This is a genomic window from Caenimonas sedimenti (assembly GCF_007833165.1).
GTDB classification, from domain to species: domain Bacteria; phylum Pseudomonadota; class Gammaproteobacteria; order Burkholderiales; family Burkholderiaceae_C; genus Ramlibacter; species Ramlibacter sedimenti.
Window position 1 is genome coordinate 318,785 of sequence record NZ_VOBQ01000008.1, and the last position, 25,106, is coordinate 343,890.

The window sequence follows — 25,106 nt, forward strand, 5'->3', positions numbered from 1 at the left end:
GAAGATACCGCAGGATTGCCCTCTGTCAACGGGCGGTCCGTGCTAGGGCGAAGGCGGAGGGCCACTGGTCGGCGGCGAAGGTGGCTTCGGCGGGGAAAACTTCCGGTAGGCAGTTGCATATGCGGCTTTTGCCCGCGGGTCCCGATATGCCAAGCTCGCTTGACGGCCGGCCTGCGCGTCCTTTCGTCCGGCGCGATAGGACAGGCCATTTCGGGCCCCTTGTGCAGCGGCCGCTCCGGCACCAGCGGACACCCCGCTGACAGTCCCCGAACTGACGCGCCCACCCACCGACTGCGTCAGACCTTTGATCCCCGCAAACCCGATCCCGCCGGCACTTCCCGAAAGCAGGCCAGTTGCAATCGACGGCGCTTGTGCCACCAGCAGTGAAGCGAGGATCGCGAAAACCAACATCATCCCGAACAGGACCACGTCCGCGTAGAGGGTCTCCATCGGCGCAGCGCCTTTGGCCTCGGTGTAGTGCTTGAGCGCCAAGGAACTCATCGTCGTGAGCAGGCCAGCGGCCACGTTCAGCAGGAACGCAGTCACGATTTTCAGCATGCACGCGCCCAGAAGGAATTTTAGCCAGGCGTCGAACAGCCAGCCCAGCGGCCTGAACATGAGAAAGGGGACCATTACAGGCGCCAGCGCCAGCACCAACCGCACCGAGATGAACCCCAGGATCACGTTCGCAACCATGATCACGCCCGCGATCACCAGGATGAACGCAGTGAGGATCTTCGCGATCGCCATCATCAGCATGGAGCCCAGGCCGGCCGCAATCGTACCCAGCCGCCCCAGAATGTCCGTGGGACTTCCCGAAGCCTCCGTCACGCGCGGCTGATCCACGACCGCGGCAATCGCTTTGAAGATCGGCGCCGCCCCCGCGTTGATCGCACCATCCAGCGTGGACATGTTGGCGCCGCCGATCGCGCTCCCGATTCCATCCATGGTCGCGACGATGAGATTCGCCGCTCCACGGTCAAGGAACATGGTGACGATCCCGAAGCACACGAAGATCGGGACCCACTCGCCAATCAGTTCGCCGATTCCTCGCCCGCCGGCCATCATGCGCAGGGCGGCCCAGATCATCGTGAGGATCAGAAAAAACCCCGTGACCAGCTTCCCGAACCCCTGCAGGCTGGAGTTGTTCTCCAGCTCGGTGAGCTTCGCTGTGACGGCGGCGCCGATCTCGGCCATCAGGCTGCTCGCAGAGAACGCGTAGGTGCTGGGCGTCGTCGTAGGCGGCGGCGTGATCGGCCCGGCCTGGCCAAAGGCGAAGGTGCACCCGATGCAAAGCGCAAGCAGTACGGCCCGAACGAAGTATTTTCGCTCGCCCATCCGGCTGCGGATCACGATGGCGTAGCGGACGGCGTGCTCGGCCAGTGCGCCGAGAAAGTTCGCGAAGGCGAGGACGGCGGGGCTGACTGCTTCCTGCTTCACTGCGAGAAGCCCCCGAAAGCGCGCTGACGAGTCTCGATGGCTTCCTGACGCTGCCGCATCTGCTCGCGTTCAGCGGCCGCTCGCGTCATGGATTCGGCCTTGTCGGCGTCCTCGTCGGCTTGCCGGCCGACCGAGGCACTCACGACCTCGAGCAGCTTGCCGTTCTGTGTGATCACGCGGTTCATCTGGGTATTGAGCATCTGGATTGACTGGTGCTGCCCCACCGTTGACGGAATCTGGTTCTGCAGGTTCCGCGCGAACGCATAGTCAGACTGCACCTGCTTGATCACTGTCTCCTCGTACCGCAGGCGCTCGATCGCCCGCTTCTCGCGGCGGGAGGCTTCCGCCGCGACGTCGACCAGGTACCCCTTCCAGCCCTTGCCCAGCAGCCGCGCCTCGGTCATTCGCTGCTCAATGGCTCGCGACTGCACGGTGAGGCTACCCTGCAGGTTCTCCAGTGCCTGCTTGTATTGCATCACGTCGTTGAAGGCCTTCAGGGCGTCGGGCGCAAGGCCGGCAGGCAGCCCGGCCAGGGACTGGATGTTCAGCTGTTCCAGGCCGAACTGCTCCATCTGCAGCGCATATTTCTGGATCAGCTTCTTGGCGGAGAGCGCCTGGTCGATGGCGATCTTGAGCAGCTCCAGGTTGTTCATCAGCTGGGTGGGCTCCGTTGCACCCGCCACGCTGCCACCAGCCTGAGCCGGGGCCATCGGGACGGCGAGCGCCATGGCGAGGACGAGACTGGCAAGCTTCTTAGATCTGGACATGGAGAACCTCCTGAAGGAACCTGAGCTCCCAGCCGGGGCCACCCTCGGCCGCGTACTCGAGTAGCTTTTGCCGCTTGGCGTCCTGCGCCGTCGCTTCGTTGATCGCCAGGATCACGGGGGGCATCGGCATGTTGACAAGCCGGGTGACGGACGGGCGAATCAGCAGATAGTCCTGCTTCGGGATCGCGTTCGCCAGCAGTTCGATCTGCGCGTCCGTCGTTCCCCAGACTTCATTGAAAAGCTTGGCCTGCTGATAGGCGCTCTGCTTGACCGAAGGCAGGAAGATCTGCGTCGCGATGTTCGTCACGAAGCTCCCGAGTGTCGGGAGCTTGGCGATCTCTTCGAGGTTCTGGGTCGCGAACACCACGAAGGCGAGCTTCTTGCGGAAGGTCCGCAGCCATTCCTCCATCTTGCTCGCGAACGCCGGGTTCGAGAGCATGTACCACGCCTCCTCCACGTAGATCATGGTCGGCGTCGACCCGTCGAGACTGCGCTCGATGACGTAGAAGGCGTAGTCCATCAACGGGCTGGCCACCTTGGGGTCGATCAGCAGGCTTCCGCACTCCACGCCCACCAGGTGCGTGAGCGTGAAGTGGTCCTCGTCGTTGTCGAAGTACTTCGCGCGCGAGCCCACCGCGCCGTAGCCCGACTCCGGATCGCTCTGGTCAACGTAGGCGGTCAACTTACTGGCCAGGTGCTGGTCCTGACCGACCAGGAGCGCATACAGCCCGGAAAGTTTCCAGTTGGACTGCCCCGAGCGACGCAGCTGCTGGATGGCCGTGTTGATCATCGTGCTTTCCTGCCCCGACACGTTGTGACCGTCGGCGCCGATCAACACCTCGACCCACTGGCGCAACCGCTCGTCGTCCCCGTTCCTGAGCATGACGAGCACCGGGTTCAGCTTCGGCGCCTGCTTCATGTCGATGTGCTTGCCGCCCAAAAGAACCGTCCCCATCATGAGCGAATAGCCCATGTCGAAGATGAAGGTCTGGGCCGGTCTGTATTTTCCGAACATCGCGATCAGCGACAGCATCAACGAGGTCTTGCCGGCGCCGGATCCACCGATGATCGCCGTGTGCCCGAGATCACCCTCGTGGACGTTAAAGTCGTACATCACGCCGTAGGGCGTCGGGAATCGGCACCACGCGGGCACCTCGTGGCCCAGGAACTTCGAGAACAGCGGGTGGTTGGGTTCGCCGCGGGACACCGTGCGAATCGGCGCCAGATCCGCGAGATTGGCCGTAGAAGCCAGCTTCCAGCGCAGAGTCCTGTTCGCCCCGCCGGGCATCGTCGTTTGGAACGCCGACAGCAACCCGTGCACCTCGCGGATCACGGTATATCCGCTGGACCGCAGCGAAGCGCCCAGCATGTCAACCGCATCCTCAGCCTGCCGCGGCGTGTCGCCCAGGGCCAGCAGCGTCATGTTGTAGTAGCCGTAGGAGACGTCGCCCGCCGTCAGCTCAGCGAGGGCCTGCTGCGCATCCTCGGCCAAGTGCAGGTTCCCGGTGTTGACCTTTTCGCTGGTCATGTCGAAGAGGCGCTCCGCAACGCGCGTGACGACGGATTTGACCTCGGAGCGATAGAACATCTCGTGCTCTTGGATCGCATTGGCCGCCGGCTGTTGATCGAGAACGCGGTAGCACTGCACGAGCACGTACTCGCAGTTCAGGCCCATGAGCCTGTCGATGTGATGGCTGTGCCCCTCGGGGGGCGTTCCCTTCATAGAAAGCGCGGCGAAGTGACAGGTCTTTGACGGCCCGCGGACCATGAACTTGTCGTGTTGCCGCACGAGGGTGTCCGCCGCCAGCATCGTGTTGAGGTACGCGAGGTGCTTGGGGGGATGGACCGGCCCTCTGATCGAGGCGAGATTCGCCCGGGCGTAGAGCTCGCCGAGGAAATCCCCGTCGTGCAGCCGCTGGAACCCCATGCTGGTTTGCACGACGCCGGTGAATGCCGTGAGGACCTTCTCGAACTCCTGGGCGATGTCCGCCAGCTGGCCGCGAATGCGGGCGATCTCGCCCCGTTCGGAGAAGCGGCGCCGCGCCAGGCCGCCCAGCGCCTTGAACACGTTTCCATCGTTCTCGGCAAAGGCATTGCGCACCGACTCGAAGAACGCTTCGGACTGGTTGGGAAAGTTGTACGAGATGTACAGCGTTTGCCGCAACGTCGCGTTCTTCCGCTCTTCGCACACCTTCGCCCACTGCTTGTCGATCACGCGAGCCACCGGACTCGTGAAGTCGTTCTTGAGGTAACCGGAGGTGTAGCGCCTCTCCTGGACGCTCCAGAGCGTGCACCGGTCGTTCAGCGTCTTCAGCGCCGTCTGCAGGACATTGATGCGCTGGTCGACCATGACGTCTTCCCGGCCTTCAACGTCATCGCCGTGGTACTCGAAGGCTGCCAGGAGCGACCCGTCCATGCACAAGACGAGTCCTGGTGTGATCAGCCCGAACCAGGGAAGCAGCTCGGAAAAACTTGAAGCCGCGCGACGCGGCTTGGTGAAAAGGTCTTGGAACGTCAGCATTTCATGGTGCTTTCAGCGAGGCAGGCCCCGACCCCACCCCTTCGGGCGCATCCATACGTCGTCCTTGGGGCGCGGTGTGGCGTCGTAGATGTGTTCCTCGCGCAGGTATGCGGCGAGGTTCGCCACATACTGGTCATCACGCTTGGAGAGCCAGCGGCCGACGAGGAAGAGCAGGAACGCGAGGGGAATGAACCAGTAAGCGCGAAGGCCCATGCCCATCGTGACGAGCATCATCAGCCCGGCGAACATGCCCTTCTCGATGCCCATGATCAGCTTGGGCCGATGCAAGGACGTGTGGAAGTGGCTGAACCTCGAAGCCATCGTGGCCTACTGCAGGCAGGCGCTCAGGCCGGCCACCTTCTGGATGTACTGGGAGTTGGCCAGGATGCCGCCAATGGCGGTGATGATGCCGAAGATGATCGTCACCGAAACCACGCGTCCCCAGTCCATCTTCATGATCATGCCGACCACCAGGGTGATGATCACGACGATGATGAAGATCAGGACTGCCAGCGGGCCTTTGAGCCACGCCACGACCTGGCAGCCGAACTCGGTGATGAAGGGGACATCGAAAGACTGGGCGCGCGCGGAGGCCGGCATCAGCAGCATTGCGAGCGCGATACACAGGATGAGCGCCATGCCCATCCGGGCGTTGTTGCGTTGCGGCGCGGAAGGCAGGGGATTGAAGTTCACTTTGGGACTCTCCTTCGGGTTGAACAGGTTGGGACCGGTCGGCGGTGACTACACCGCCTCGATTTCGTAGGTGCCGCGCTGGCGGTCATAGCCATGCAGGCGGGAGACTTGCGAGACGGTGCGCTGGGCGCCCTGGCGCTCGATGAAGAACATGACCTGGACCGTCTCCGCAATGGAGGCACGCAGCGGGTCATATGGGACGCCCATGTCCGCCATCAGCAGCAGGTTCTCGAGCCGGGGCAGCGCTTGCTTCGCGCTATTGGCATGGATCGTTGCGCCAGAGCCCGGATGGCCGGTGTTCGCCGCGTCCTTCCAGTCGTAGGCCTCGGGCCCACGCAGCTCACCGACGATGATTCGCTTGGGCGCGTAACGCATGGCAGTGCGGACCGCCCGCCGCGGCGAGACCCCGTAGTCCTCGTCGCACTCCACGACCACGTGGTTCTCGTTCTGCAGCTGCAGCTCGTGGACGGTCTCGATCACGAACAGGCGGTCCTCACGCGGCATCAAGGCCAGCGCGGTGTTCATCAACGTGGTCTTGCCCGAACCGGTGCCGCCGACGATCAGGAAATTCTTGGTACCCGACATGGTGTCGGCGAATTCCTGGGCGTGGCGTTCCGAGATGACGCCCTTGCCGATGTATTCGTCCAGAGTCAGGATGCGCGACGCATGACGCCGGATGCACATTGACGGCCCGTTGACCGCCACTGGGGGAAGGATCGCCTCGACGCGAAATCCGGGCAGGCGCCCGCTCAACGTGCGCTGGCCCGACTTCTCACCGACCTCACGCGCCACGAGGGTCGCGATCAGCGTGATCGCCGCCGAGATCTCGCCGGCATTGAGCTTGACGGCGACCCGGAACTCGCGCCCCGCCTTCGAGATGAACACCTCGTTAGGCGCGTTCACCATGATCTCGTTAACGTCCTCGTCCTCCAGCATGGGCCGCAGGGCATGCAGCGTGTCCTTCAGCTGCGCCAGGACTTGCTGCTTGAAGCCGATTCGCTGCGCCGTCGGAAGGGCGCTGGGCGTGATTGCCATGGAGGAGGTCATTGGAGAAATTCTGGTGTCGGAGGTGGCGGGGTCCCCCCCTTCCAACGCACCGAACTACGTGCGTTGAGCGGGAGAACGCCTACCGGCCGAAGAGCGGCTGGCTGTTGGACACCAGGACGGACAGGGGGATGGCCACGATCACCGCCCAAACCGGCGCCAGCAGTGGCGAGAGGCTGAACGGCAGGGTCAGGTACAGGGCGGGTAGCGAGAGCACGGGGATCACGAGCATCCCGGCCAGCGTGAACGTCGCCGGCCGGAGCGACCCGAACTCCGCCTGCTTGACGCTGCGCTGCATGAGCCCGTCGTACACGGACGCGACGAAAACCGGGATGAGCGCCGCAAGCCAGAACAGCACGATGGCCAGTCGCATGGTGAGGACGTAGGCCTGCATGATCAGTCCCTGCAGGTACGAGTTGTACAGCTTGGACATGATCTCGCCGCCGGCGCCGCCCACCCGTGCGCTCAGGCGCTGTTCTTCCTTCGTGTGCTTCGCCTGGGCGATGCCGCTGGCAGCGACCGCGATCGGGGAATGCGCGAACATGCTGTCTGCGAAGCCGACAACCCACCCGCCAATGGTCGGTCCCATGGCAGATCGCGTCTCGGCGATCTCGGCCGCCAGATAGACCTCCATCTTGTCCCCTGCTCTTAGGAGGGGCGCCGCGAAGAATCCGAGGATCGCCAGCAGGAGCCAGAACCCGAGGTGCTGCGAATTCTTCACGGATCAGCCCTGCGGCGCGTACTTGGCCAGGTAGCCGGCGTCGCGGGACGTGCAGATCGCGGCCACCATGTGCTGCCGCACGCCCGTCAGGACCACGTCCGACGTCGGCTGGTCGGAATGCCGGACGATCAGGTCCTCGATGCCGTTGCGCCCGGCCCACTGCAGCAGGGGCTCGGAGAAGTGAGCCCAACGCACCAGGTGGCCACCACGGGCGCGCCCACGGACCACCAGCCGGGCGACGTCGGCCGATACGCTCACCAAACCGTACATGTAAACGCCCACCAGCCGGCCTTCGAACGATTCACCGTGCGTCACCGCGTTGTGCGCGCGCTTGACGGCCTCTTCGACCGCCAGCTGCAGCAGCGAGCCGTGGCACGGGCTCGGCCACTTGGGAGTGATGAAGTTGGCCAGCTTTTCCGTCGCCTCGCGCAGGTTTTCGTGATGCGTCCACAGGGACGCTGCGGTGTTCTCAAGCGGCGTGCCTTCGATCACCTTGTCCAGCCACGCGCTGCACTGGTTTTCGCCCGGCAGGTCCCGGACGGACCAGATCACTTCGTGGATGTCGTCGGCGGGCGAGGCTTCGACGTGCTTGGCGATGGTGGGCTTGAAGGGTAGTACGGTGGAGGTCATTTGCCTGCTGCTCGTTGATCGTCCGCGACGAGGACCGGAATGCGCCCCTTTACCAGCTCGCCGCGATTGAAGAAACCGACGTAATGAAGGTCGGGCAGGCGGGGCAGCAGAGATCGAGGGAAGATCTCTTTGTCCCGCTCGGAGATGGAGGTACTGGAGTTCGCCGAGAACTCCAGGCCCACGTCCTCGGTCTTGGAGCCGATGCCCGTGGACTGCCCGCGCACGATGATGGCCGTCTCGCCCAGCTTGTCCGTGACGAGATCCATCGTGTCCGCATCCTGCGTCGCGCCGACGATGAGGTTGTTCATGTTGCCCACCAGCTTCTTGGCCCGCGCAACGTTGCCGCTGAACTTGTCCACCAAGTCGCTGAAAGTCTGGAAGAACACCCACAGGAAGACACCGGCGCCGCGGCCCTTGTTCGCAAGCTGGATCGCGGGCGCACCGATTGCATCGCCGGCCTCGTCGATCACCGCGTGGATGCGGCGCGGCTCCTCGCCACGGTCGGACGCCGTTCCATGGTTGTAGATCTCGGCGGCCACAGCCGCCGCGTCAGCCAACGCCATAGCAGCGATGGCGCGGCCGACAGATTCATCGGCGAGCGTGTCGGTGCCGATGTAGAGGATGTGGTTGCCTTCCACGATTCGCTTCATGTCCATGATGGGACGCTCGTCGTTGATGTCGTCGTAGTCCGGCGACAGGAGCCCCTTCAAGTCGTCTGTGGTGAGCTTGGTCAGCATCGGCGTGATCGACACGATCATCTTGCCGAACCACTCTCGATTCGCTTCGAGGATGGCAACAAGTCCGCGCAACTCTTCGGGCTTGACGGGCAGGCCCTGGCGCCGCGCCTCATCCTCTGTTTCCGGAACTTGTTCCTGGAACACCTTGATCATGGCCGTGAGCTCGACCGAGCCCGTCTCGACAATGCCTTTGGGCGGCATCCTGGAGTTCGCCCGCAGCGCGTTGATCTGCTGCTCCAGCTGCTCGTTCAGCTGAGGGCACTCCTCGGTGTAGAACCGGCGTAGCGCCTGCTGCGTGAGGTTCTCCACCGCCGATCGGGACTCCATCGCGGTCTTCAGCGTATAGATCGAGACGCGACGCCCGATGTACTTCATCGCGTTCGTGATGCGATGCACGGCCATCCAGCAGAACTCTTTGAAGTTGTCACTCTCCTGGCTGTCCAGCACCATCGTGATGCGGGAGGCGACTTGCGACACCCGATCCCAGTTCTTGATCAGGTCCAGCCGGACGGACTGCGAGGCGAACGCCGGGTGGACCATCAGGAAGCGGTCCGGGTGCCCCGCCAAGGCCGCCGCCTGCCTGCAGATCTCGCGCAGGTCCTTGTCGCCCTTGGGGTCGATGACGATCACGCAGTCACCGCGCATCGCCAGCTGGAAGATCACGAGCGCTGCAAGGCGGGTCTTGATCGCACCGGTCGTTGCGACGATGGCGCAGTGCCCCTTGAGCGATTCGAAGGGCAGCAAGACGTCGCCCTCCGCCATGTCCAGGCCGTGAATCCACGGCAGTCCCTTCGAGCGGCGCGGATCCTCCGAGTGGCCAGCCAATTTGAGCCACCACTCGGGCGGATAGACCTCGTCAAGATCCCGCTTCATCACCTCGTAGGCGCGTTGGGTGTGTCGCGGCTCCCACTGGAAGCCCCAGCCGAGCCAGAGATTCTTCTCCATGCGGGGCAGTGCTTCGCGCAGGCGCGACGCGTTCATCACCTGGGTGGGCTGCCCGGCGAGCGCCAACTTGTAACGCAGCAAGCGACTGGCGCTGTGTGCACGCCAGGCGCACATGCCGATGGCGAGAAGCGCGCACGCGAGCAGCGCAGTCTTGGCTGCGCTGAAGCCGATCGTGATACCGAGCATCCACACGCCGGCCACCGCCCAAGCGACGGCAGCACGGGCCTCGTACGCGGGCCGCAGGAGCTGCTCGAATCGTTTGCGCTCGGTCATCAGAGCTGCAGGCGCTTGCACGCCAGGTTGGATAGAACCACTGCCTGCACCTTGCTGCCACCCTCGGGGATGGACACCTTCTGGACCTTCAGCCCGGGGGTCTGGGCCGGGGTGTTGATAAACCCGGCGCGCCCCATCGCCTCGACCCATGTTGGGACGTCGCGGATGTTCGACGTCAGGAAGTCGAACGAGATCGCCGCGCCTTCGTCGACGCGCCGCATGGTCTTGCTGTGTTCGCCGCGCTCCCGCCACGCTTTCACGACCTTGCCCAACAGCTCGACATGCAGAGAATTGCCAAGGGTGTTCTGGACATCCTCCGGCACCAGGTCTGCGTAGCGAATGTCGGGGGCTTCTCGCAGCGGGCGCGTAGGCTCCGGCACCGTCACCGGGGATGACACCTCGCCCGTCTTCGGCGGCTCCGCCGGCGCGGGGGCTTCGTCATCGACCTGTATCGGTTCGACGGGCTCTCGCACCTGTGCAGCAGCGCGCGATTTGGGCTCGCGGGCCGCGGGCGCTGTCGAAGACGGGCGAGGGGCAGGCGGCGCCGGCGCTTGAGCGGCGGCCGCGAGCGGGTCTGCGGCGATCACGGCTTCGAGCGTCCGGCCGGTCTCACGCCGATAGTCCGCGGAGTCGAAGTCCTCCAGCACCGCCAGCGGGTTGACCACTTTCAGCGCGGACCAGATCTCGCCATCATCGGAGACCACTTCCACAATGCCGACGTCGCTGCCCGACCCCGTGACAAGCTCGGCAGCGCGAAGCAGCTTCGCGACCGTCGCTGCTTCGGTCGGCCATCCGGCGTAGTCACGGTCCTGACCGTATCGAATGAGATCCGCGGCAGCCTCCGGCCAGCGCAGGTAGACCCCGTTCTGATCCACGAATAGCGGGGAGCGATCCGGCACCCAGGTGCGCGCCTCGACCAGCGCACGGAGCGCCCCCGCGAGATAGGGCCCTTGGTGCGTGCCGGCGACGACGCGGCCGAACGCCTGCGGGCGCCGGGCGTGCTCGCGAACCATGATCTTGGTCCAGCAGCCCACAACGACCTGCTGAGCGATCAGCGAGCGCCCCGGGGCGCCCGATGCGAGGTCGTAGAGCGAGGCGACCAGATCAGCAGCGCCGTTCTCGAGGTGCTGGAGATTCACGCTCCCGACGATGTTGGGTAGGAGCGCAAGGCCGGCCGTACCCGGCCCGATCTGCTCAGTGTCGTCCACAGTCGCCCAGGACACGAAGACTCGATCCAAGCCGCCGTCCGAGGCCCACTGGGTCAGGCCTTTGAAGTGGCGTGGCCAGGACGCGCCAGCCTCCGAAGTCACCACCAGCCGCTCAAGCGGCTTGCCGAGGGGGTAGAACATCCCGACCAGGAAGCACAGGTAGCGCCAGCGCGACTCCAGCTCATGGCGGCGCTCGACGCCCTCGCTGCCGGTGAAGATCCGGCCGTCGGAAGACTGGAACGCGAAGAAGGCGCACTCCAACGCCGCGCGGAACAGACCCATCTCGCCCGAGAACAAGCTCGTGGAGGTGGCCGGCAGCGCGTTGATGTGGACCGCCAGGCGCTTGAGGGGCTCGATGAAGCGCTGCTCGAAGTCGTGCTCCGCGGCGGCCGCGTGCAAGCGCAATCGGCGCACCAAGTCCTCATTGGCGACGAGGATCGCGTCCGGATCGAGAATCTTCAGGCCGGGGTCGGCCGGCGGGTACCGCAGGGCCGTCGCTGGAATAGCCGCCTGGATCGGGGGCGCGACGCGCTGCGGGCTGGATGGCGGGTGTTGCGCAGGTGTCAGCCCGACGAGCTTGCGCAACCACTGGAGAGTCATACCGGGAATTCTTAGGCGCGCCCCCTCACCTGCGACCCCGCTCTACGCACCACATTCGGTGCGTAGCACCACGAAACTATCCGTGGCGCAATTCTTCCCGCATCCGCTCGCGCTTGTCGCGGTGCTCACGCAGGCGCTTGTCGAACGTCGCCCGCGCTTCCTTCATCCGCAGATCGAGCACGCCGCAGGCCGGGCAAGCGTGCGCCGAGACGCTGTCGGCCAGCACGGGGTGCCTCGAGCCACAGTCCTTGCAGGTGACCAGCTCGATGTCGCCCTTGCGGATGCCCTGCAGGAGGATCCAGTAGGTCTCGAATTCGACACGGGCTGCTTGCGTGTTGCCCGGATAGAGGTCCGAGCGGTACCGCAGGTACGACTCCAGCATCTTGTCGAGCGCGCGGCCAAGGCTCGGCTCTGGTTCGCTGAATTCGCCTGGCCCGCGCGTCCCGAAATGCAACGCCAGGAGATAGGCTGCATCGAAGCGATCGAACTTGGTCTCCAGGAACAGCGTGCTCTTGTAGCTTTGGCCCACCCCTCTTGGCCGTGCCGGTTGCAGGCCGAATTCTTCGAGGCGCCGGTCGATGTGCTGCTTGAGACGGCGCGCGGAAATGTCCTTGGCGCCAATGAGATCCAGGATCAGGTTCGTCCGCTGGGTCAACCGGATCAGCGCGTCGAAGCGGTCATCCCAGGCCGGGTCTTCGAACAGCGCCACCCGGTTGCGCACAGACGCGCGCGCACGGCCAAGTTCTTTCATGAGTTTCGCGGTCACTTCGGACTACTCCCTGGTCTTCTGTTAATTCAAGAATGTCTTGGCGGGTGCGCGCCTGGTCAACCGCGCTAGGACCGTGCGGTCGACCGTGCTGAGCGAGCGAGTGGTTGCGGCGACGAAGTACTCCTCGCGCACCATGCAAGCCACCACCATGGAGGGGTCTCGCGCCAAGAGATTGATCTCGTAGGGGCAGAAGCGCTGCAACCAGTTGGCTTCCGCGAAACTCAAGTCGAAGACCTGGCACGCCTGCTGCACTGAAGTGCGCACCATGTCGAGCCGCGCGCCAAGTGAGAGCGCCGATTCCTGCACCGACGCTGACTCCAACTCATCGGAAATCGAATAGTTCGCGCAGGCATCCAGGTTGAATTCCGTGCAGCGCACGTTGAGGCCGAAGAGGGGAGTCTTGCAATCCGCAGCGAGCTCGACCTCTTCCTGATCGAGCACATCGAGCAGTTCCAGCAGCTCTCGCTGCCCAGGGAACCATCGGTTGATGAGCCGCGGATCGTCGAGCAGGCCCTTCTTCACCAGCCGCCAGCGCCGGATGAGTGCGGATCGGTTCTCGAGTTGAACCGACCGGTCAGGCGTCGAAAGGTGGCGAATCTTCTCGACGTGATTGTTGAGGGCTTCCACTTGGGTCTACTTCGATTGACAATGGTTTGCGAATTTGAATTGTGTCTGTCGAATTGTTTCGGCAGCACTTGGACAACGAACTACACTGAATTTCTAACAGCAGGTGTGGCATTCCGCGAAACACGGACCTGTCATAACTAACAGTAGAAAACAAACTTTTGCATTTGCGCGACACCGAAACGTCTACCTTGGCGTTTCCGTGCCGCTGCTTCTCTCCAGGGGACGCTCGACCTTGTACGATGACGCGTTGACCGCGGCGGCCCACCACCCGCAGCACCCATGCAACACCGTCCCCGGCGCCAAGCGCCCGAGGGACACCGATGACTCGGTACAAGAACAATAGGGCGACGCGCTTGGCAGACACACACGATTCACCGTTGGAACGGCTGCGCCAGCGATTCAGCCTGCGACTCGTCACGCTGCTGGACGCCCTGGCCTACCCCACGCTCCTTCCGGATCGGGCCAAGAAGCTCGAAGCGCTTCTCGGCATCGCCGAACATGACCGCGCATCTCTCGGATACCAGCTCCTTCGGGGTGGGCAGATGCCCGACTACGACCTGCTCCTTCGCATTTGCGAAGCGCTGCAGCGGGAACCGGGCTACTTCTTGGACGAGCATCTAGCTGATGTTCCCCCAGGAACGCGCGTTGTCAAACCGCTAGGCGCAGGGGAAGAGCTCGCCTTGCGCCTGCCCTCCGACGTTTCATCGCCGCGCCACGTGCGTCACGGCCTCGTCTACCACCGCACGCGCAACCCCATGGGTTTCGCCATCCCTGCCGGGGCCTTTTTGATCGCCCTCGCTCCCACCCCCACGGTGGTCGCGGAGCCCGGGCGGCTCTATCTTTTCTCGACCGATGAGGGTTTCGACGTGCGCCGCTGCAGGGCCTGCGACTCGGGTCGCGCGACCTTTGTGACGGAGCAACCGGCCGACATCCCCCTCATCGTTCCCACGTCTGGACCAGCCGGCTCGCCGGCCAAGCCCTTCAGCCTCATCGTCGCGATTCTCCTGGACGGCAAGACCCTATAGGTTCAGAAAGCGTTTTGCTTTCCAGACTGCGCGGCTTGCCCGTACACCACGCCGAAAGCAGAAGGCCCGCCACCGAAGTGATCGGGGCGGGCCTTTGCAGTTGAGTGATGTCCCACGTCAAGCGGGTGTGAGGTCGCGCTTGTGCCGTTGCTCCCAGTAGTCGGCCATGTCGAAGCCCGCTTTCGCCGCTTTGACCAGCATGACGCGCACGCCATGGGCGCGCAGACGCGTCGCCAGCTGCGCGGCATAGTGGCTGCCGGCGCGTCGGTAACGCGGTGGGGCATCTCTACCCTGCGCCACCTGCTTCAGTTCATCGTGGTCCTCGAAGATCATGGCGCGCTTGACCTTGCCAATCAGCTTGGTGGGCAAGTCGAACGCCGCCATGGACGGCCCGTTCAGGCATGGCCACACCGGCACCTGGCGAAGCATCGCCGCCGCGAGAGCGGATTCGATGCCTTCGGCAAACCCCAGCGTGTCGCCTGTGACTTCCATGATGGGCACCGCAAAGCCGTTGATGCCGATGCCCTTCTCGTTCTTCTTCACCATCGGAACGTCCGCCTTGCGGCCCTCCGCGGTGAGGTAGGTCTTGTGCAGCTGCACGAATGCGCCGCCCGGATCGAACGCCTTGGCGATCATCGCGGGGAACTTTCCCAGCAGGACCGGCTTTTCGTTCGGGTCATCCGGCGGAGCCCAGTAGTCAAGCGCGGGGTGCAGCCGGATCATTCGCGGCGCGATCGTCAGGCCCGGCACCCGATGCTGCAGGTAGCGGTGCACCGGATCGTTGTCTATGACCGGGCGGCTTGCCTCCCAGATTTCCACCATCCGGCGCATGTTTCGCTTGTGCTGCTCTTCCCGTGACGGTGCCGCCTCGCGGCGGGCGGCCAACACCACGGGATCGGGAGCGAACCCGCCGAAGTGTTCGCGAACGTGGTCGGCCGCTTCCCAGAAGTGCCGGTATCCCCGCAGCTGCATGAGCATGGCAAAGCCGGTTTGAAATTTGCCGTCGCCGCAGCCGTTGCAGACCCAGACGCCGCCATAGTCCTTCTTCCAGCGGTACCGATCGCGGCCACCGCAGAAGGGGCACGGCCCCTTGCGGCCACTGAAGAATGCCGAGTCCATCCCCGCGCGGGTCAGGATGTCGGGCCAATTGTCGTAAGCGAGGTCTTCCGCCTTGGGTTTCGACTCGCCTCCAACTTGCGTGTCGTTCATACCTCTCCTTTCGGGGTGAGGCGACGACGCTCCCAAAGGAGCGTGCGCCCCTTCGGGTTGTTGATGCAGCCACAGGGGCTGCGAGCTCGCAGATGCGAATTCCTCTTCATTCTCGTCGGGCCTCCAGCTAACGTCCACCGATGCCGACCACGACCCGTGGCCAGCGGGTTTCTTCAGGAGCCGCGTGCCCTTGGCTGCGTAGAGCAGCCCCTGAAGAAACCCCCCGCACAAGGCGGGAGGAAATTGCCGAACCGCTCTAGGCGGCCAGCACGGTTGCCAGGTGCGAGCGGAACAACTCGGTCAGAGCGTCCGGCAACTGGTCCGCGGACTGAATTGCGACCGAAGTCGGAATGCAGTGCTCGATCACGCAGCCGATGCCCACCCCAACCACGGTCACGTCTTCGTCCCTTGCGAGCTGCAACGCTTTCGCGAGTTGTTCCGGATCACCGGGCTGGCCATCCGTGAGGATGACCAGCAGGTTCTTCATGCGCTTCTGCCGCAGAAGGAGAGGCAGCTCCACCAGGCACGCGGTGCCGAGAGGGGTGCCACCTCCGGCGATCAGGCCAGCGCAGCGATTGCTGCAGGACCTGGGGTTTTCGCCAAAGGCTTGCAGCGTTTCGGTCACGACCTGGGTTCCGGGGAACCTCGCAACTTTCGTCCTCACGCCCAGACGCTGAAGTGCCAGGCTGAAGGCAAGCGCAGCATCCACGGCAACGTGCAGACGTTGGTCCATGCTGAGGGACGAGTCCACCAGCACCGTCGCCGCCGCCTCGATCCCCGCAGCCGCATCGGTGCGGACGAAGACGCGCGGATCGCCGAGCTTGCGCAGCCGCCAAAGACGACGCGGGTTCACCCGGCCGCCTGCTGGTACAGCGCGCACTGGTCGGCGCCGCTTGTCCTGCAGCTCACGACGCAGCACGGTCACGAGGCGCGACTGCACACCTTGCAACCGCGAGTTGTGGGCAGCCAGTGCCGAGTTCGCCTGCGGGGCAAGTGCCATTCCGGCACCTGCTCCGGGAGGCCCCTCGCCTGCATCGTTGGTGTGCAACGAAACCAGCGCCTGCTCCAGCAGTTCTTCGACGGAATCGCCGTCGTTGGCGCCGAGCAGCACAGCATGCAGTCGCTGCATGTCCGGGTCGCTCAGAGGTTCCGCGGGCGCCTCCGAACTTTCAGCCTGGCCGTACTTCTGGACCAGGACTTCGCGCAGAAGCGTGCCCAGGTCGATGCCGTCACTGCTGTTCTCCGCCTCAAGATCGGTCGCTCCTTCGCTGCTTTCGGCCGCCTGCGAGCCAGCCTGTTGCGCCATGGGGGCTTGGGCGCCATCCACGTCTGCGGTTGCGCCCGCCCCGGGTTGGCTTGCGGAAGATGATCCGCCAACGGACGCACCGCCGTCCGGCTCCGTTCCGGTGCTGTCGCACGAGGCGGAGTCAGATGCGCCCTCGGGCTGCTCGCCCTGTTGCGGCGCGTCGCCAGGATTGCCCTGTGCCGCATCGCCACTGCCTTCTCCGCCCTCGGCGTTGTCCGTCTCGGACGCGGCACCGCCGGGCTGTTGATCTCCCGGCTTGCCGTCCTCTTCACCATCGGCGCTGTTGGCGCCATCCGGCTCGTTGTCCTGGCCGCCTTGTTGGCTCTCATTCGCGTGTTCCTCGGCTTCCGCCTTGGCGCCCGCTTCCTGCGACTGGCCATTGTCCGGTTCGGACTTCTGGTCTTCCTGCGACTGCGGCTCCGTCGATGGCGGCGGTGGCGGGAGTTCGCGAAGGCGCTCGATCACCGTGGCCGCGATGGCCTCGGCGTCGCGGCTGCATTTCGCGTCGCCCAGTTGGCGCACCGCCTCGTCGCACACGTCGTGCTGGATAGCCGTCAAGGCCGGCGCGATCGCGGCGAGCAGGCCAGGAACGTGCCTGCGTGTCGCCGGGTTGGGTGCATGCGCAAGGAAGCCCTTGAGCAGCAGGTTCAGTTGCACCGCAGCCATCGGGTCTGCCAACTTCGCCGGCAGAGCCTCCATGATCGAAGGCAGCAGCTCGTCGAGACCTCGGGCGAGGACAACGCCTGCACCGGGATAGATGCGCGCTTGCGACGCCTCCATGCGCGGGTCTTCAAGGGCGTTGAAGATCGGAACAGCCTGCGCTTGCAGGCGTTCCGTCCAGCCGGTCTCGGTGTGCTTCAGGTGGCCACTCTCGTGCACCGCGAGGCGCGTGAGCAAGGCCACTTCCGCGGCATCGCCCGTGACGGGCGGTGGCAGGTTGATCTCTCCGCTGGTGTTGATGCTTGCAGAGCCGGGGCGCCAGCGGATCGGCACCCGTTTGCCCATCATCAGGGCGATGAAGGCCTCGATCAGGCGCATGGCGCCCGATACTTGCTGGTTCATGTGATTGCTCCAGTGCCGGGCCCAGCACATGGCTGAACCCGGCGTTCGTTAGAACATGGCGCTGGTGAGGCTGGGGCGGAACTCGTCGTTGCCGTCCACAGGATCCATCACCGCGTCCGCGGCGCCCTGCGCGTGGTGCACAGGAGCGGGTGCCGGCGACGGTGCGACCGCCACGGCGGGTGCCGTCACGGTGTCGCTCGCCTTGCTGAGCACTTTCTCGAAGGCCTGGCCCGGCGACGACAGGTGAAACGCGATCGCCGCGGCTTCCTCGGCCGCCTTCTCGTTGGCCAACGTGCGTGCGAGCGACCAGATGTGCACCAGGTGCACACCATCGATCGGGCCTTCCTTCGGCAGAAGGGAGAGGCAGTGCTCGACGACTTCGGCCATCGGTTCCACGGTCGGGTCGAGAAAGCTGAAACTGCGCAGCTTCTCCGCGATGCGGCGCAACGGACCCAGCGTCTTCTGCTTGATCTGGTCGCGCGGCTTCACGACGCCGTCCTTGTTGCCGGTGAGGTAGCGATCCATCAGCAAGCGCGCTTCGCGCGCCGCGTCGGCGAACAGCTCGCCCTTGAGGCCCGTGACCTGGCGGCCATAGTTCTCGTTGATGGGGCTGCCCTCCTTCTGGCTCGGCGCCGAGACGCGCGAGAGATGGAAGCCGAACGCGAGCCTGCCGGCAACGTACTCCGGGGTCGGAATGTCGTTGATCAGGTGGGCCCAGTCCTGGTTGTCGTCCTTGTCGCGCCATTCCTGGATCCGCGTCTCGAAGTCGCGATGCAGCTGCGTGCGCAGCGCGTCGAACTTGTTCTGCAGATCCGTGAGCTTGGCGTAGACCTTCTCCAGCTTCGCTTCGGGGATGCCGATGCGGCCGATGAAGGGCAGGCCGTTGCCCAAAAGGACCTTCTCGGCTTCGCGCTTGAGGCGCACGAAGGGAGCGAGGTCATCCGGGTCGGCGATCTTGATCGAGCCCAGCGTCGCGAGCGACTCCGGGGGGAGGTTCTTGAACTCCGGGTTCTTCTGCAACAGCGCTTCCTTGCGAAGGCGCTTGCGTCCGGACCAGAGGTGAACGTCCAGCGTCACGCTGATGAGGCCGTTGGCCTCGATCTGCTTGATGTGAATCTTGTCCATGGAGGATTCCGGTTGAGGGAACCCACAATCCCCCAGCGGGAACGTGAATTCCCATTGGGGTGGAGGTGAATGCAGGGCGAATGTCGCCCGCTGTCGGATGAACCGAACGCTTCGAATCTATGCCACCCGCGCCGGTCGTGCAACCGATGGCGACCACGAGCGCGGCAAGCTACGACCGCGCCACCGAAGGTCCGTTTTCGGGTCACAGGAAGACTCGGCCGAATGCTGTGATCGGACTCGAACGGAGGGGCGTGCCTCGAAGGCGGCCCGACCGCCAGCACTCAGCATCAACCGGGAGGTTCGGGCTCGCGCTTGTTCGCCTTGGCGGCGAGCGCCTCAAACTGCGAGCGCATCTGCGGCGCCAAGGCGGCGGCGTGGCGTGTCAGCCTGGCCAACTCGACGTCCTGCAATCCCCGGCCCAGCAACGTCTCGAACTGAGCCCGCACCATCTCGATGCCATCGGTCATGTCCATCTTGCTGGAAGCCTGCAGCCGCAGCAGTGCCCACAGGCGGTGCCAAGTGCCCTGCAGGCCTTCGAGATCAGCCCCCAGCTTGTATCCGCAGTCAGGAGTTCGCGCCGCCGGATCGAACTGCTCGAGGACCTGCTCGAGCGGGGGTGGGCGCCGCATGCGGTCCTCCAGCTCGGTGTGTGCGTCCTCCTCGAATTTGCGCATCAACCCGGCGTCCAGCTGAGCGCCTGTTACTTGCTCCCACCGCGCCTTCGCGGCCGCTACCTGCGCATTGGTGGTCAGTCCGGGGTTTTCGATGCTCTCGCAGAGGGCCTGCACCAGTTCCTCAACGACGCGCTGGCTAGGAGCGAGCACGCGCTTCATCTCGGACATGATCCGAAGCGACGCGGGGCTATCGGGGTTGCGCGCCAGTTCGCGCGCGGCCGCCATGAAGGGGCTGGACTCGTCTGGCAGCTCTTCGCCTTTGGCGTTGTCGTGCTGGCTCAAATTGGCACCTCGCGGACTCTTGTTCAGGAAGGCTCGGATGACACCAGCAGATTGAACAGGCTCCTGACGGCAGACTTTAGCCGACGGATCCTGGGTCGGCGGGAGCACCAGACGCGGCAACGCCTTCCGGGCATGTCACGGACGAGCAGTTGCGTAAAGGTCCAGTGAGGCAGGCTTAAAGGTAAAACCTGCCGCCGAAAGCTTCCCTATTCCTACGCCGAATGATACTGTAGATACATACAGTCTTTCAAATGGCCGCCGCATCATCAGTTCAGGAATGGGAAAACGACGCCGAAGAGGCGCTCGCAGCGCCAGCGCGGCGGCTGCGCGCGCCGGTGTCCCCTGGCGAGGTGCCGGCGGGCGTCTGGCGCGCCGACGAGCTGGGCTCGCAGGTCGTGGCCACCTTGCCCACTGGCTGGGATCAGCTTGATGCCGAACTCCCCGGAGGTGGTTGGCCCTGCCACTCGATCAGCGAAATCTTGACGCCGCAGCCGGCCATCGTGGAATGGCGCCTTCTCGGCGGCGTCCTGCGCCACGTCGCCTCTGTCGGCGGCCAGGTTGTCCTGGTGGGCCCGCCCAAGCAGCCGCACCTGCCCGGCCTGCTCCATGAGGGTGGCAAAGCCAGCCAGCTGATATGGATCCAGGCCGAAACGCCGGCGGAGCGGCTGTGGGTGACCGAGCAGTTAGTGAAGTCCGACGCCGCCGGCCTGGTAGTCGCTTGGCTGCCACAGGTCCGGTCGGAACAGATCCGTCGCCTGCAGGTCTGCGCACAGGCTTGCCGGGCACCCGTGTTCCTGTGCCGACCCGAAGCAGCGCGCCATGAGGCGTCCGCGGCACCGCTACGCATGCATGCCACCTACGGCCTGGACTGGGAGCTGCAGGTGGAGATCTTCAAGCGCCGCGGTCCGGCGGCGGCGCAGCTGCAATTGCCGTCCATTCCCGGTGGCTTGGCAGCGGTACTTACGCCGAGGCTGCGCAAGCCCAGCCGATTTTTCAACAGAGTCGAGGTCCCCGGTGTTGTGGGCAGCCCTGCTCCCGGACGTCGATCCGTCGCACAACTTGCCGTCCACTGATGTCCTTTCCGGCACCGCAACGTGGGCTCTCCAATACACCCCCCGCGTCGCGGCCGTTGAAGGCACGGCGGTCGTCATGGAGCTGTCGGCAAGCGCGCGGCTCTTCGGCGGAAAGCGGCGGCTTGCCGAGCGGATTCGCAACGAAGCTGCGGACCTGGGCATCAAGCCGCCCAGCTGGGCGCCCACCAGCCTGGCCGCCCTCGCGCTCGGCCGCCTCGGCCGGGTCAATGGCATCAGCGCGCCGCTCGCGCAGGTACTGGACGCCCTCCCCTTCGACACCCTGAGCGCCGCGCGCCGGCACGAGGCAACCCTTTCCCGGCTGGGCTGCAGAACGCTCGGCGACGTGCGGGCGTTGCCGCGCGGCGGCATGGCCCGGCGTTTCGACGCGCAACTGTTGGCTGCGCTGGACCAAGCCTACGGTCTGCGTCCGGATGAACATCCCTGGGTGACGTTGCCCGACCGGTTTGCGCAGCGACTGGAATTGATGTCGCGCGTCGAACTGGCGCCGGCCCTGCTCTTCGGCGCGCGGCGGTTGCTCTTGCAGCTGTGCGGCTGGCTCGCAGCGCGGCGCAGCGGCACCACGGCCTTCACCTTGCGCTGGTGCCACGACGTGATGCGTTCGAAGACCGCCGGCGACGGTGGCCAGCTCACCATCCGCACGGCGGAGGCGACCCGGAACATCGAGCATTTGAGCCGGCTGTTGGCCGAACACCTGGCCAAGGTGGAGCTGAAGGCACCGGTGGGCGACCTCGAGCTCGTCGCTGACGAGGTGCATTCACTGGAGGAGAAGAGCGCCTCTCTGCTTCCGGATCCAGTGCAGTCGGGCGAATCGCTTGCGCTGGTGATGGAGCGCGTCGCGGCGCGGTTAGGGCCACAGCGGGTGCTGCGCCCGGTGCTCGCCGACGACCACCGCATGGAATGGATGGTGCACTGGCAGCAAGCCGCGGCGCCGCAGCCTCGCAAGCGCGTCGAGCCCGCCAAGCTGCCCCAGCCGGCCTTCATGCTTCACACCCCGTTGAAGCTCGCGGTCCGCGGCGACCGGCCGCTTTACCAGGGGCCACTGGTGCTGCTGTCGGGCCCGCACCGAGTAGAGGGTGGCTGGTGGCACCGGATCGCTGACGCCGAGGGAAAGGATCAAGAGCAGAACGTGCTGCGCGACTACTGGGTGGCCCTGAGCGAGCACGCAGGCGTGCTGTGGGTGTACCAGACCCGGCTGGCCAACGACCGCTCTGCCTGGTTCCTGCAGGGCGTGTTCGCTTGAGGGCAAGTTGTCATGGCCGCCCCGCAGTACGCCGAGCTCTGGTGTCTCAGCAACTTTTCCTTCCTTCGGGGCGCATCGCGGCCTGAGGAACTGGTCGAGCGCGCGCATGCACTCGGCTACGCGGCGCTCGCGATCACCGACGAATGCACCATGGCGGGTATCGTGCGGGCGCACGTCGCAGCCAAGGAGCTGGGCCTGAAACTCCTGCTCGGCGCGCAGTTCGAGGTCCAGGGCGATGAACCCTTCGCATTGATCGTGTTGGCACAGACGCTGCGCGGGTACGGAAACCTCTGCGAATTCATCACCGAGCTGAGACGTACCTCGGAGAAGGGCACCTATCACCTGCACGTCGACGGCGTGCGCGCCGATGCACTGGACGAGTGTCTGGTTTTGGCAGCGCCCCGGAGAGACCAAGCGGCGCAACAGTTGCTTGCCTTGTCGCATTGGCTTGCCGGGACCTTCCCCGGCCGGTGCTGGCTGGCGGCGCTGCGCGAGCGGGATCTGAGCGACGAGATGTGGCTGTACCGGTTGCGCGAGGCCAGCCAGGCCAGCAGCGTGCCGCTGGTGGCCGCCGGCGACGTGCACATGCACGTGCGCTCGCGAAAACCCTTGCAGGACGTGCTCACCGCGACGCGCGTGGGCAAACCCCTCACGGAATGCGGCTCCGAGCTGCAGCCCAACGCAGAGCGGCACCTGCGCACCAAACTGCGCCTGGCGCAGCTCTACCCGCCAGATCTCTTGGAGCAGACCTTGGTGATCGCCGATCGCTGCCACGTCTCCTTGGAAGAGTTGCGCTACCAGTACCCTGACGAGGTCGTGCCGGCGGGCGAGACGCCCTCCTCCTATCTCCGACGCATCACCTACGAAGGCGCCGGACGCCGGTGGCCAGCCGGAATGCCCGCCAAGGTCCAGACCCAGATCGAGCACGAACTCGCGCTCATCGATGAATTGAAGTACAGCCACTACTTCCTGACGGTCTACGACATCGTCCGCTTCGCCCGCTCGCGCAACATCCTGTGCCAAGGGCGCGGTTCGGCCGCCAACTCAGCCGTCTGCTATTGCCTTGGCGTGACCGAGGTAGATCCCGCGCGCATGAGCGTGCTCTTCGAGCGCTTCATCTCGCGCGAGCGCAATGAGCCGCCGGACATCGACGTGGACTTCGAGCACGAGCGGCGCGAAGAAGTGATCCAGTACCTGTACCAGAAGTACGGCCGAGACCGAGCCGCCCTCACCGCAGCCGTTCACAGTTACAGGCCACGGTCGGCCATCCGGGATGTGGGCAAGGCCTTGGGGTTCGACCTAGCGACGGTGGACGCGTTGGCCAAGAGCCACCAGTGGTGGGATGGCAAGGTGTTCCGCGCCGACGGCTTGGCCGAGGTCGGCCTGACGCCGGAGAGCCTGCAGGTGCAGCAGCTGCTGCATCTCACCGGGCAGGTCCTTGGATTTCCGCGCCACTTGTCGCAGCACGTGGGCGGCTTCGTTCTAACGCGCGGTCCGCTCTCGCGGATGGTGCCGATCGAGAACGCGTCGATGGTCGACCGGACTGTCATCGAATGGGACAAGGACGACCTGGACGCGATGGGTCTGCTGAAGGTCGACGTGCTGGCCCTGGGCATGTTGACCGCGATTCGCAAGGCGCTGGAATTCATCGGCCAGCGCAAAGGCTACCGCTTCGAGATGCAGGACATCCCTGCTGAAGATCCCGCCACCTACGACATGATCTGCAAGGCCGACACCGTCGGCGTGTTCCAGATCGAAAGCCGCGCGCAGATGTCCATGCTGCCCCGGCTTCAGCCCAGGTGCTTCTACGACCTGGTGGTCGAAGTGGCACTGGTCAGGCCGGGTCCGATCCAGGGCGGCATGGTGCATCCCTACCTGAATCGCAGAATGGGCAAGGAGGCTGTGACCTATCCCAGCGAAGCCCTGCGCGAGGCCCTCGGGCGCACGCTGGGCGTGCCGGTCTTCCAGGAGCAGGTCATGCAGGTTGCCATCCTCGCCGCCGGTTTCACGCCCGGCGAAGCGGATGCGCTGCGCCGATCCATGGCGGCCTGGAAGCGCAAAGGGGGCCTGGAGCAGTACTACGACAAGATCGTCGACGGCATGACGGCGCGCGGTTACGAGAAAGCGTTCGCGGAGAGCATCTTCGAGCAGATCAAAGGCTTCTCCGAATATGGATTCCCCGAAAGCCATGCGGCGAGCTTCGCCATCCTCGTCTACGCCAGCTGCTGGATCAAGTGCCACCACCCCAGCGAATTTCTTGCAGCGATGCTGAACAGCCAGCCCCTTGGCTTCTACTCGCCTTCGCAACTGGTGCAGGACGCCAAGCGGCACGCCGTGGAGGTGCGCGCGGTGGACGTCATGAATAGCGACGTCGACTGCACCCTGGAGGACCTGCCACACGCACCGGCCGTGCGGCTGGGCCTGCGCATGATCGACAAGTTGAAGAAGGAGTCCGCCGAGCGAATTGTGCAGGCGCGTCGGCAGGCACCGTTCGACGATGCCGGAGACCTGGCACGCCGCGCCGGGCTGGACCAGCACGAGATGAAGCTCCTTGCGGCCGCCGACGCCCTCATGAGCCTGTCGGGCCATCGGCGGCAGCAGGTCTGGGATGCAGCAGCGCTGAAGGCCGCGCCGGCGTTGCTGCGCGAGGCACCCATCAGCGAGGACTACCTGGAGCTGCCGGCCGCGCCAGAGGGTGAGGAAATCGTCTGGGACTACGCATCGCTGGGCCTGACACTCAGGCGGCATCCGCTTGCGCTGCTGCGGCCCACACTCAGCGCGCGCAAGCTGCAGACAGCGGCCGACCTGTACGACCTGCCCAACGGCCGCCTCGTGCGGTACTGCGGCATCGTCACCCTGAGGCAGCAACCCGAAACTGCCAACGGCACGATCTTCGTCTCGCTTGAGGACGAGACCGGCACGGTCCAGGTGATCTGCTGGAAGCGCGTCGGTGAGCGGCAGCGTGAAGTGCTCCTGAAGTCGCGCCTGCTGGTCGTGAGGGGCGTCTGGCAGCGCGAAGGGGAGGTGCGCAACCTGGTGGCGGGGCACATGGAGGACCTGACACCGCTCCTGGGCCGGCTGGCCGACTCTGCGACCAGTCGGAACTTCCATTGA

Annotated in this window: 20 protein-coding genes; 4 read left to right on the forward strand and 16 right to left on the reverse strand. The window is 65.0% G+C overall.

Annotated elements, in window-relative coordinates; translation table 11 throughout:
* Positions 1-42: 42 nt before the first annotated feature.
* From FN976_RS11125 to FN976_RS11180, 12 genes are all read right to left on the reverse strand, one after another.
* Positions 43-1,440, reverse strand: a complete 1,398-nt coding sequence (locus FN976_RS11125; protein ID WP_145893071.1) for a type IV secretion system protein — start codon at positions 1,438-1,440, stop codon at positions 43-45.
* Entirely contained in the window at positions 1,437-2,168 is a 732-nt protein-coding gene (locus FN976_RS11130; protein ID WP_186510834.1) for a TrbJ/VirB5 family protein, read from the reverse strand. Before FN976_RS11130 ends, FN976_RS11125 begins: the two co-directional genes overlap by 4 nt.
* A 25-nt stretch (positions 2,169-2,193) precedes the next feature.
* Entirely contained in the window at positions 2,194-4,728 is a 2,535-nt protein-coding gene (locus FN976_RS11135) for a VirB4 family type IV secretion system protein (protein WP_145893073.1), read from the reverse strand.
* A 12-nt stretch (positions 4,729-4,740) separates the two neighbouring features.
* A complete protein-coding gene (locus FN976_RS11140) occupies positions 4,741-5,049 on the reverse strand; it encodes a VirB3 family type IV secretion system protein (RefSeq protein WP_145893074.1) in 309 nt (102 codons plus the stop codon).
* Positions 5,050-5,055: 6 nt separating this feature from the next.
* Positions 5,056-5,421 carry a TrbC/VirB2 family protein gene (locus FN976_RS11145; RefSeq protein ID WP_145893075.1) on the reverse strand — a complete coding sequence of 122 codons (366 nt, stop codon included), beginning with the start codon at positions 5,419-5,421 and terminating at the stop codon, positions 5,056-5,058.
* Between the two features lie 48 nt (positions 5,422-5,469).
* Complete coding sequence (locus FN976_RS11150; protein WP_255440316.1) at positions 5,470-6,456, reverse strand: TadA family conjugal transfer-associated ATPase; 987 nt, start codon at positions 6,454-6,456, stop codon at positions 5,470-5,472.
* A 91-nt stretch (positions 6,457-6,547) separates the two neighbouring features.
* On the reverse strand, positions 6,548-7,186 hold the full coding sequence (locus FN976_RS11155) for an IncC plasmid conjugative DNA transfer DtrJ family protein (RefSeq protein WP_145893077.1): 639 nt from the start codon (positions 7,184-7,186) through the stop codon (positions 6,548-6,550).
* A 3-nt stretch (positions 7,187-7,189) separates the two neighbouring features.
* The gene (locus tag FN976_RS11160; RefSeq protein WP_145893078.1) at positions 7,190-7,816 is read right to left on the reverse strand and encodes a hypothetical protein; all 627 of its coding nucleotides are present in this window, start codon (positions 7,814-7,816) and stop codon (positions 7,190-7,192) included.
* A complete protein-coding gene (gene traD, locus FN976_RS11165) occupies positions 7,813-9,771 on the reverse strand; it encodes a conjugative transfer system coupling protein TraD (protein WP_145893079.1) in 1,959 nt (652 codons plus the stop codon). The genes FN976_RS11160 and traD overlap by 4 nt, the downstream gene beginning before the upstream one ends.
* On the reverse strand, positions 9,771-11,579 hold the full coding sequence (locus tag FN976_RS11170; RefSeq protein ID WP_145893080.1) for a TraI domain-containing protein: 1,809 nt from the start codon (positions 11,577-11,579) through the stop codon (positions 9,771-9,773). Before FN976_RS11170 ends, traD begins: the two co-directional genes overlap by 1 nt.
* Positions 11,580-11,655: 76 nt before the next feature.
* Positions 11,656-12,345, reverse strand: a complete 690-nt coding sequence (locus tag FN976_RS11175; protein WP_145893081.1) for a hypothetical protein — start codon at positions 12,343-12,345, stop codon at positions 11,656-11,658.
* Between the two features lie 24 nt (positions 12,346-12,369).
* Positions 12,370-12,975: a hypothetical protein gene (locus tag FN976_RS11180; RefSeq protein WP_145893082.1), complete on the reverse strand. Its 606-nt coding sequence runs from the start codon at positions 12,973-12,975 to the stop codon at positions 12,370-12,372.
* Between the two features lie 377 nt (positions 12,976-13,352).
* Here FN976_RS11180 and FN976_RS11185 point away from each other — a divergent pair, with 377 nt between their 5' ends.
* Entirely contained in the window at positions 13,353-14,000 is a 648-nt protein-coding gene (locus FN976_RS11185; protein ID WP_145893083.1) for a hypothetical protein, read from the forward strand.
* Between the two features lie 117 nt (positions 14,001-14,117).
* On the opposite strand, the gene FN976_RS11190 is transcribed toward FN976_RS11185, so the two are convergent.
* From FN976_RS11190 to FN976_RS11205, 4 genes are all read right to left on the reverse strand, one after another.
* The gene (locus tag FN976_RS11190; protein WP_255440318.1) at positions 14,118-15,347 is read right to left on the reverse strand and encodes a DUF7146 domain-containing protein; all 1,230 of its coding nucleotides are present in this window, start codon (positions 15,345-15,347) and stop codon (positions 14,118-14,120) included.
* A 118-nt stretch (positions 15,348-15,465) separates the two neighbouring features.
* Positions 15,466-17,577 (reverse strand): VWA domain-containing protein, encoded by a 2,112-nt coding sequence (locus tag FN976_RS11195; protein WP_186510835.1) that lies wholly within the window; start codon positions 17,575-17,577, stop codon positions 15,466-15,468.
* A gap of 48 nt (positions 17,578-17,625) precedes the next feature.
* A complete protein-coding gene (locus tag FN976_RS11200) occupies positions 17,626-18,702 on the reverse strand; it encodes a DUF3150 domain-containing protein (protein ID WP_145893085.1) in 1,077 nt (358 codons plus the stop codon).
* Between the two features lie 287 nt (positions 18,703-18,989).
* A complete protein-coding gene (locus FN976_RS11205; protein ID WP_145893086.1) occupies positions 18,990-19,658 on the reverse strand; it encodes a hypothetical protein in 669 nt (222 codons plus the stop codon).
* Between the two features lie 251 nt (positions 19,659-19,909).
* Here FN976_RS11205 and imuA point away from each other — a divergent pair, with 251 nt between their 5' ends.
* The 3 genes from imuA to FN976_RS11220 all read left to right on the forward strand — a co-directional run bounded on the left by imuA (position 19,910) and on the right by FN976_RS11220 (position 25,106).
* The gene (imuA, locus tag FN976_RS11210; protein ID WP_145893087.1) at positions 19,910-20,731 is read left to right on the forward strand and encodes a translesion DNA synthesis-associated protein ImuA; all 822 of its coding nucleotides are present in this window, start codon (positions 19,910-19,912) and stop codon (positions 20,729-20,731) included.
* Positions 20,732-20,807: 76 nt separating this feature from the next.
* The gene (locus tag FN976_RS11215) at positions 20,808-21,992 is read left to right on the forward strand and encodes a Y-family DNA polymerase (protein WP_255440320.1); all 1,185 of its coding nucleotides are present in this window, start codon (positions 20,808-20,810) and stop codon (positions 21,990-21,992) included.
* A gap of 12 nt (positions 21,993-22,004) precedes the next feature.
* Positions 22,005-25,106, forward strand: a complete 3,102-nt coding sequence (locus FN976_RS11220; RefSeq protein WP_145893089.1) for an error-prone DNA polymerase — start codon at positions 22,005-22,007, stop codon at positions 25,104-25,106.

Bases quoted from the DNA above. Each gene is read 5' to 3' on its own strand.
- FN976_RS11130 (WP_186510834.1), bottom strand. From the start codon at position 2,168: ATGGCGCTCGCCGTCCCGATGGCCCCGGCTCAGGCTGGTGGCAGCGTG.
- FN976_RS11135 (WP_145893073.1), bottom strand. From the start codon at position 4,728: ATGCTGACGTTCCAAGACCTTTTCACCAAGCCGCGTCGCGCGGCTTCA.
- FN976_RS11140 (WP_145893074.1), bottom strand. From the start codon at position 5,049: ATGGCTTCGAGGTTCAGCCACTTCCACACGTCCTTGCATCGGCCCAAG.
- FN976_RS11150 (WP_255440316.1), bottom strand. From the start codon at position 6,456: ATGGCAATCACGCCCAGCGCCCTTCCGACGGCGCAGCGAATCGGCTTC.
- FN976_RS11160 (WP_145893078.1), bottom strand. From the start codon at position 7,816: ATGACCTCCACCGTACTACCCTTCAAGCCCACCATCGCCAAGCACGTC.
- traD (WP_145893079.1), bottom strand. From the start codon at position 9,771: ATGACCGAGCGCAAACGATTCGAGCAGCTCCTGCGGCCCGCGTACGAG.
- FN976_RS11170 (WP_145893080.1), bottom strand. From the start codon at position 11,579: ATGACTCTCCAGTGGTTGCGCAAGCTCGTCGGGCTGACACCTGCGCAA.
- FN976_RS11195 (WP_186510835.1), bottom strand. From the start codon at position 17,577: ATGAACCAGCAAGTATCGGGCGCCATGCGCCTGATCGAGGCCTTCATC.
- FN976_RS11200 (WP_145893085.1), bottom strand. From the start codon at position 18,702: ATGGACAAGATTCACATCAAGCAGATCGAGGCCAACGGCCTCATCAGC.
- imuA (WP_145893087.1), top strand. From the start codon at position 19,910: ATGGCCGCCGCATCATCAGTTCAGGAATGGGAAAACGACGCCGAAGAG.
- FN976_RS11215 (WP_255440320.1), top strand. From the start codon at position 20,808: ATGGAGCTGTCGGCAAGCGCGCGGCTCTTCGGCGGAAAGCGGCGGCTT.
- FN976_RS11220 (WP_145893089.1), top strand. From the start codon at position 22,005: ATGGCCGCCCCGCAGTACGCCGAGCTCTGGTGTCTCAGCAACTTTTCC.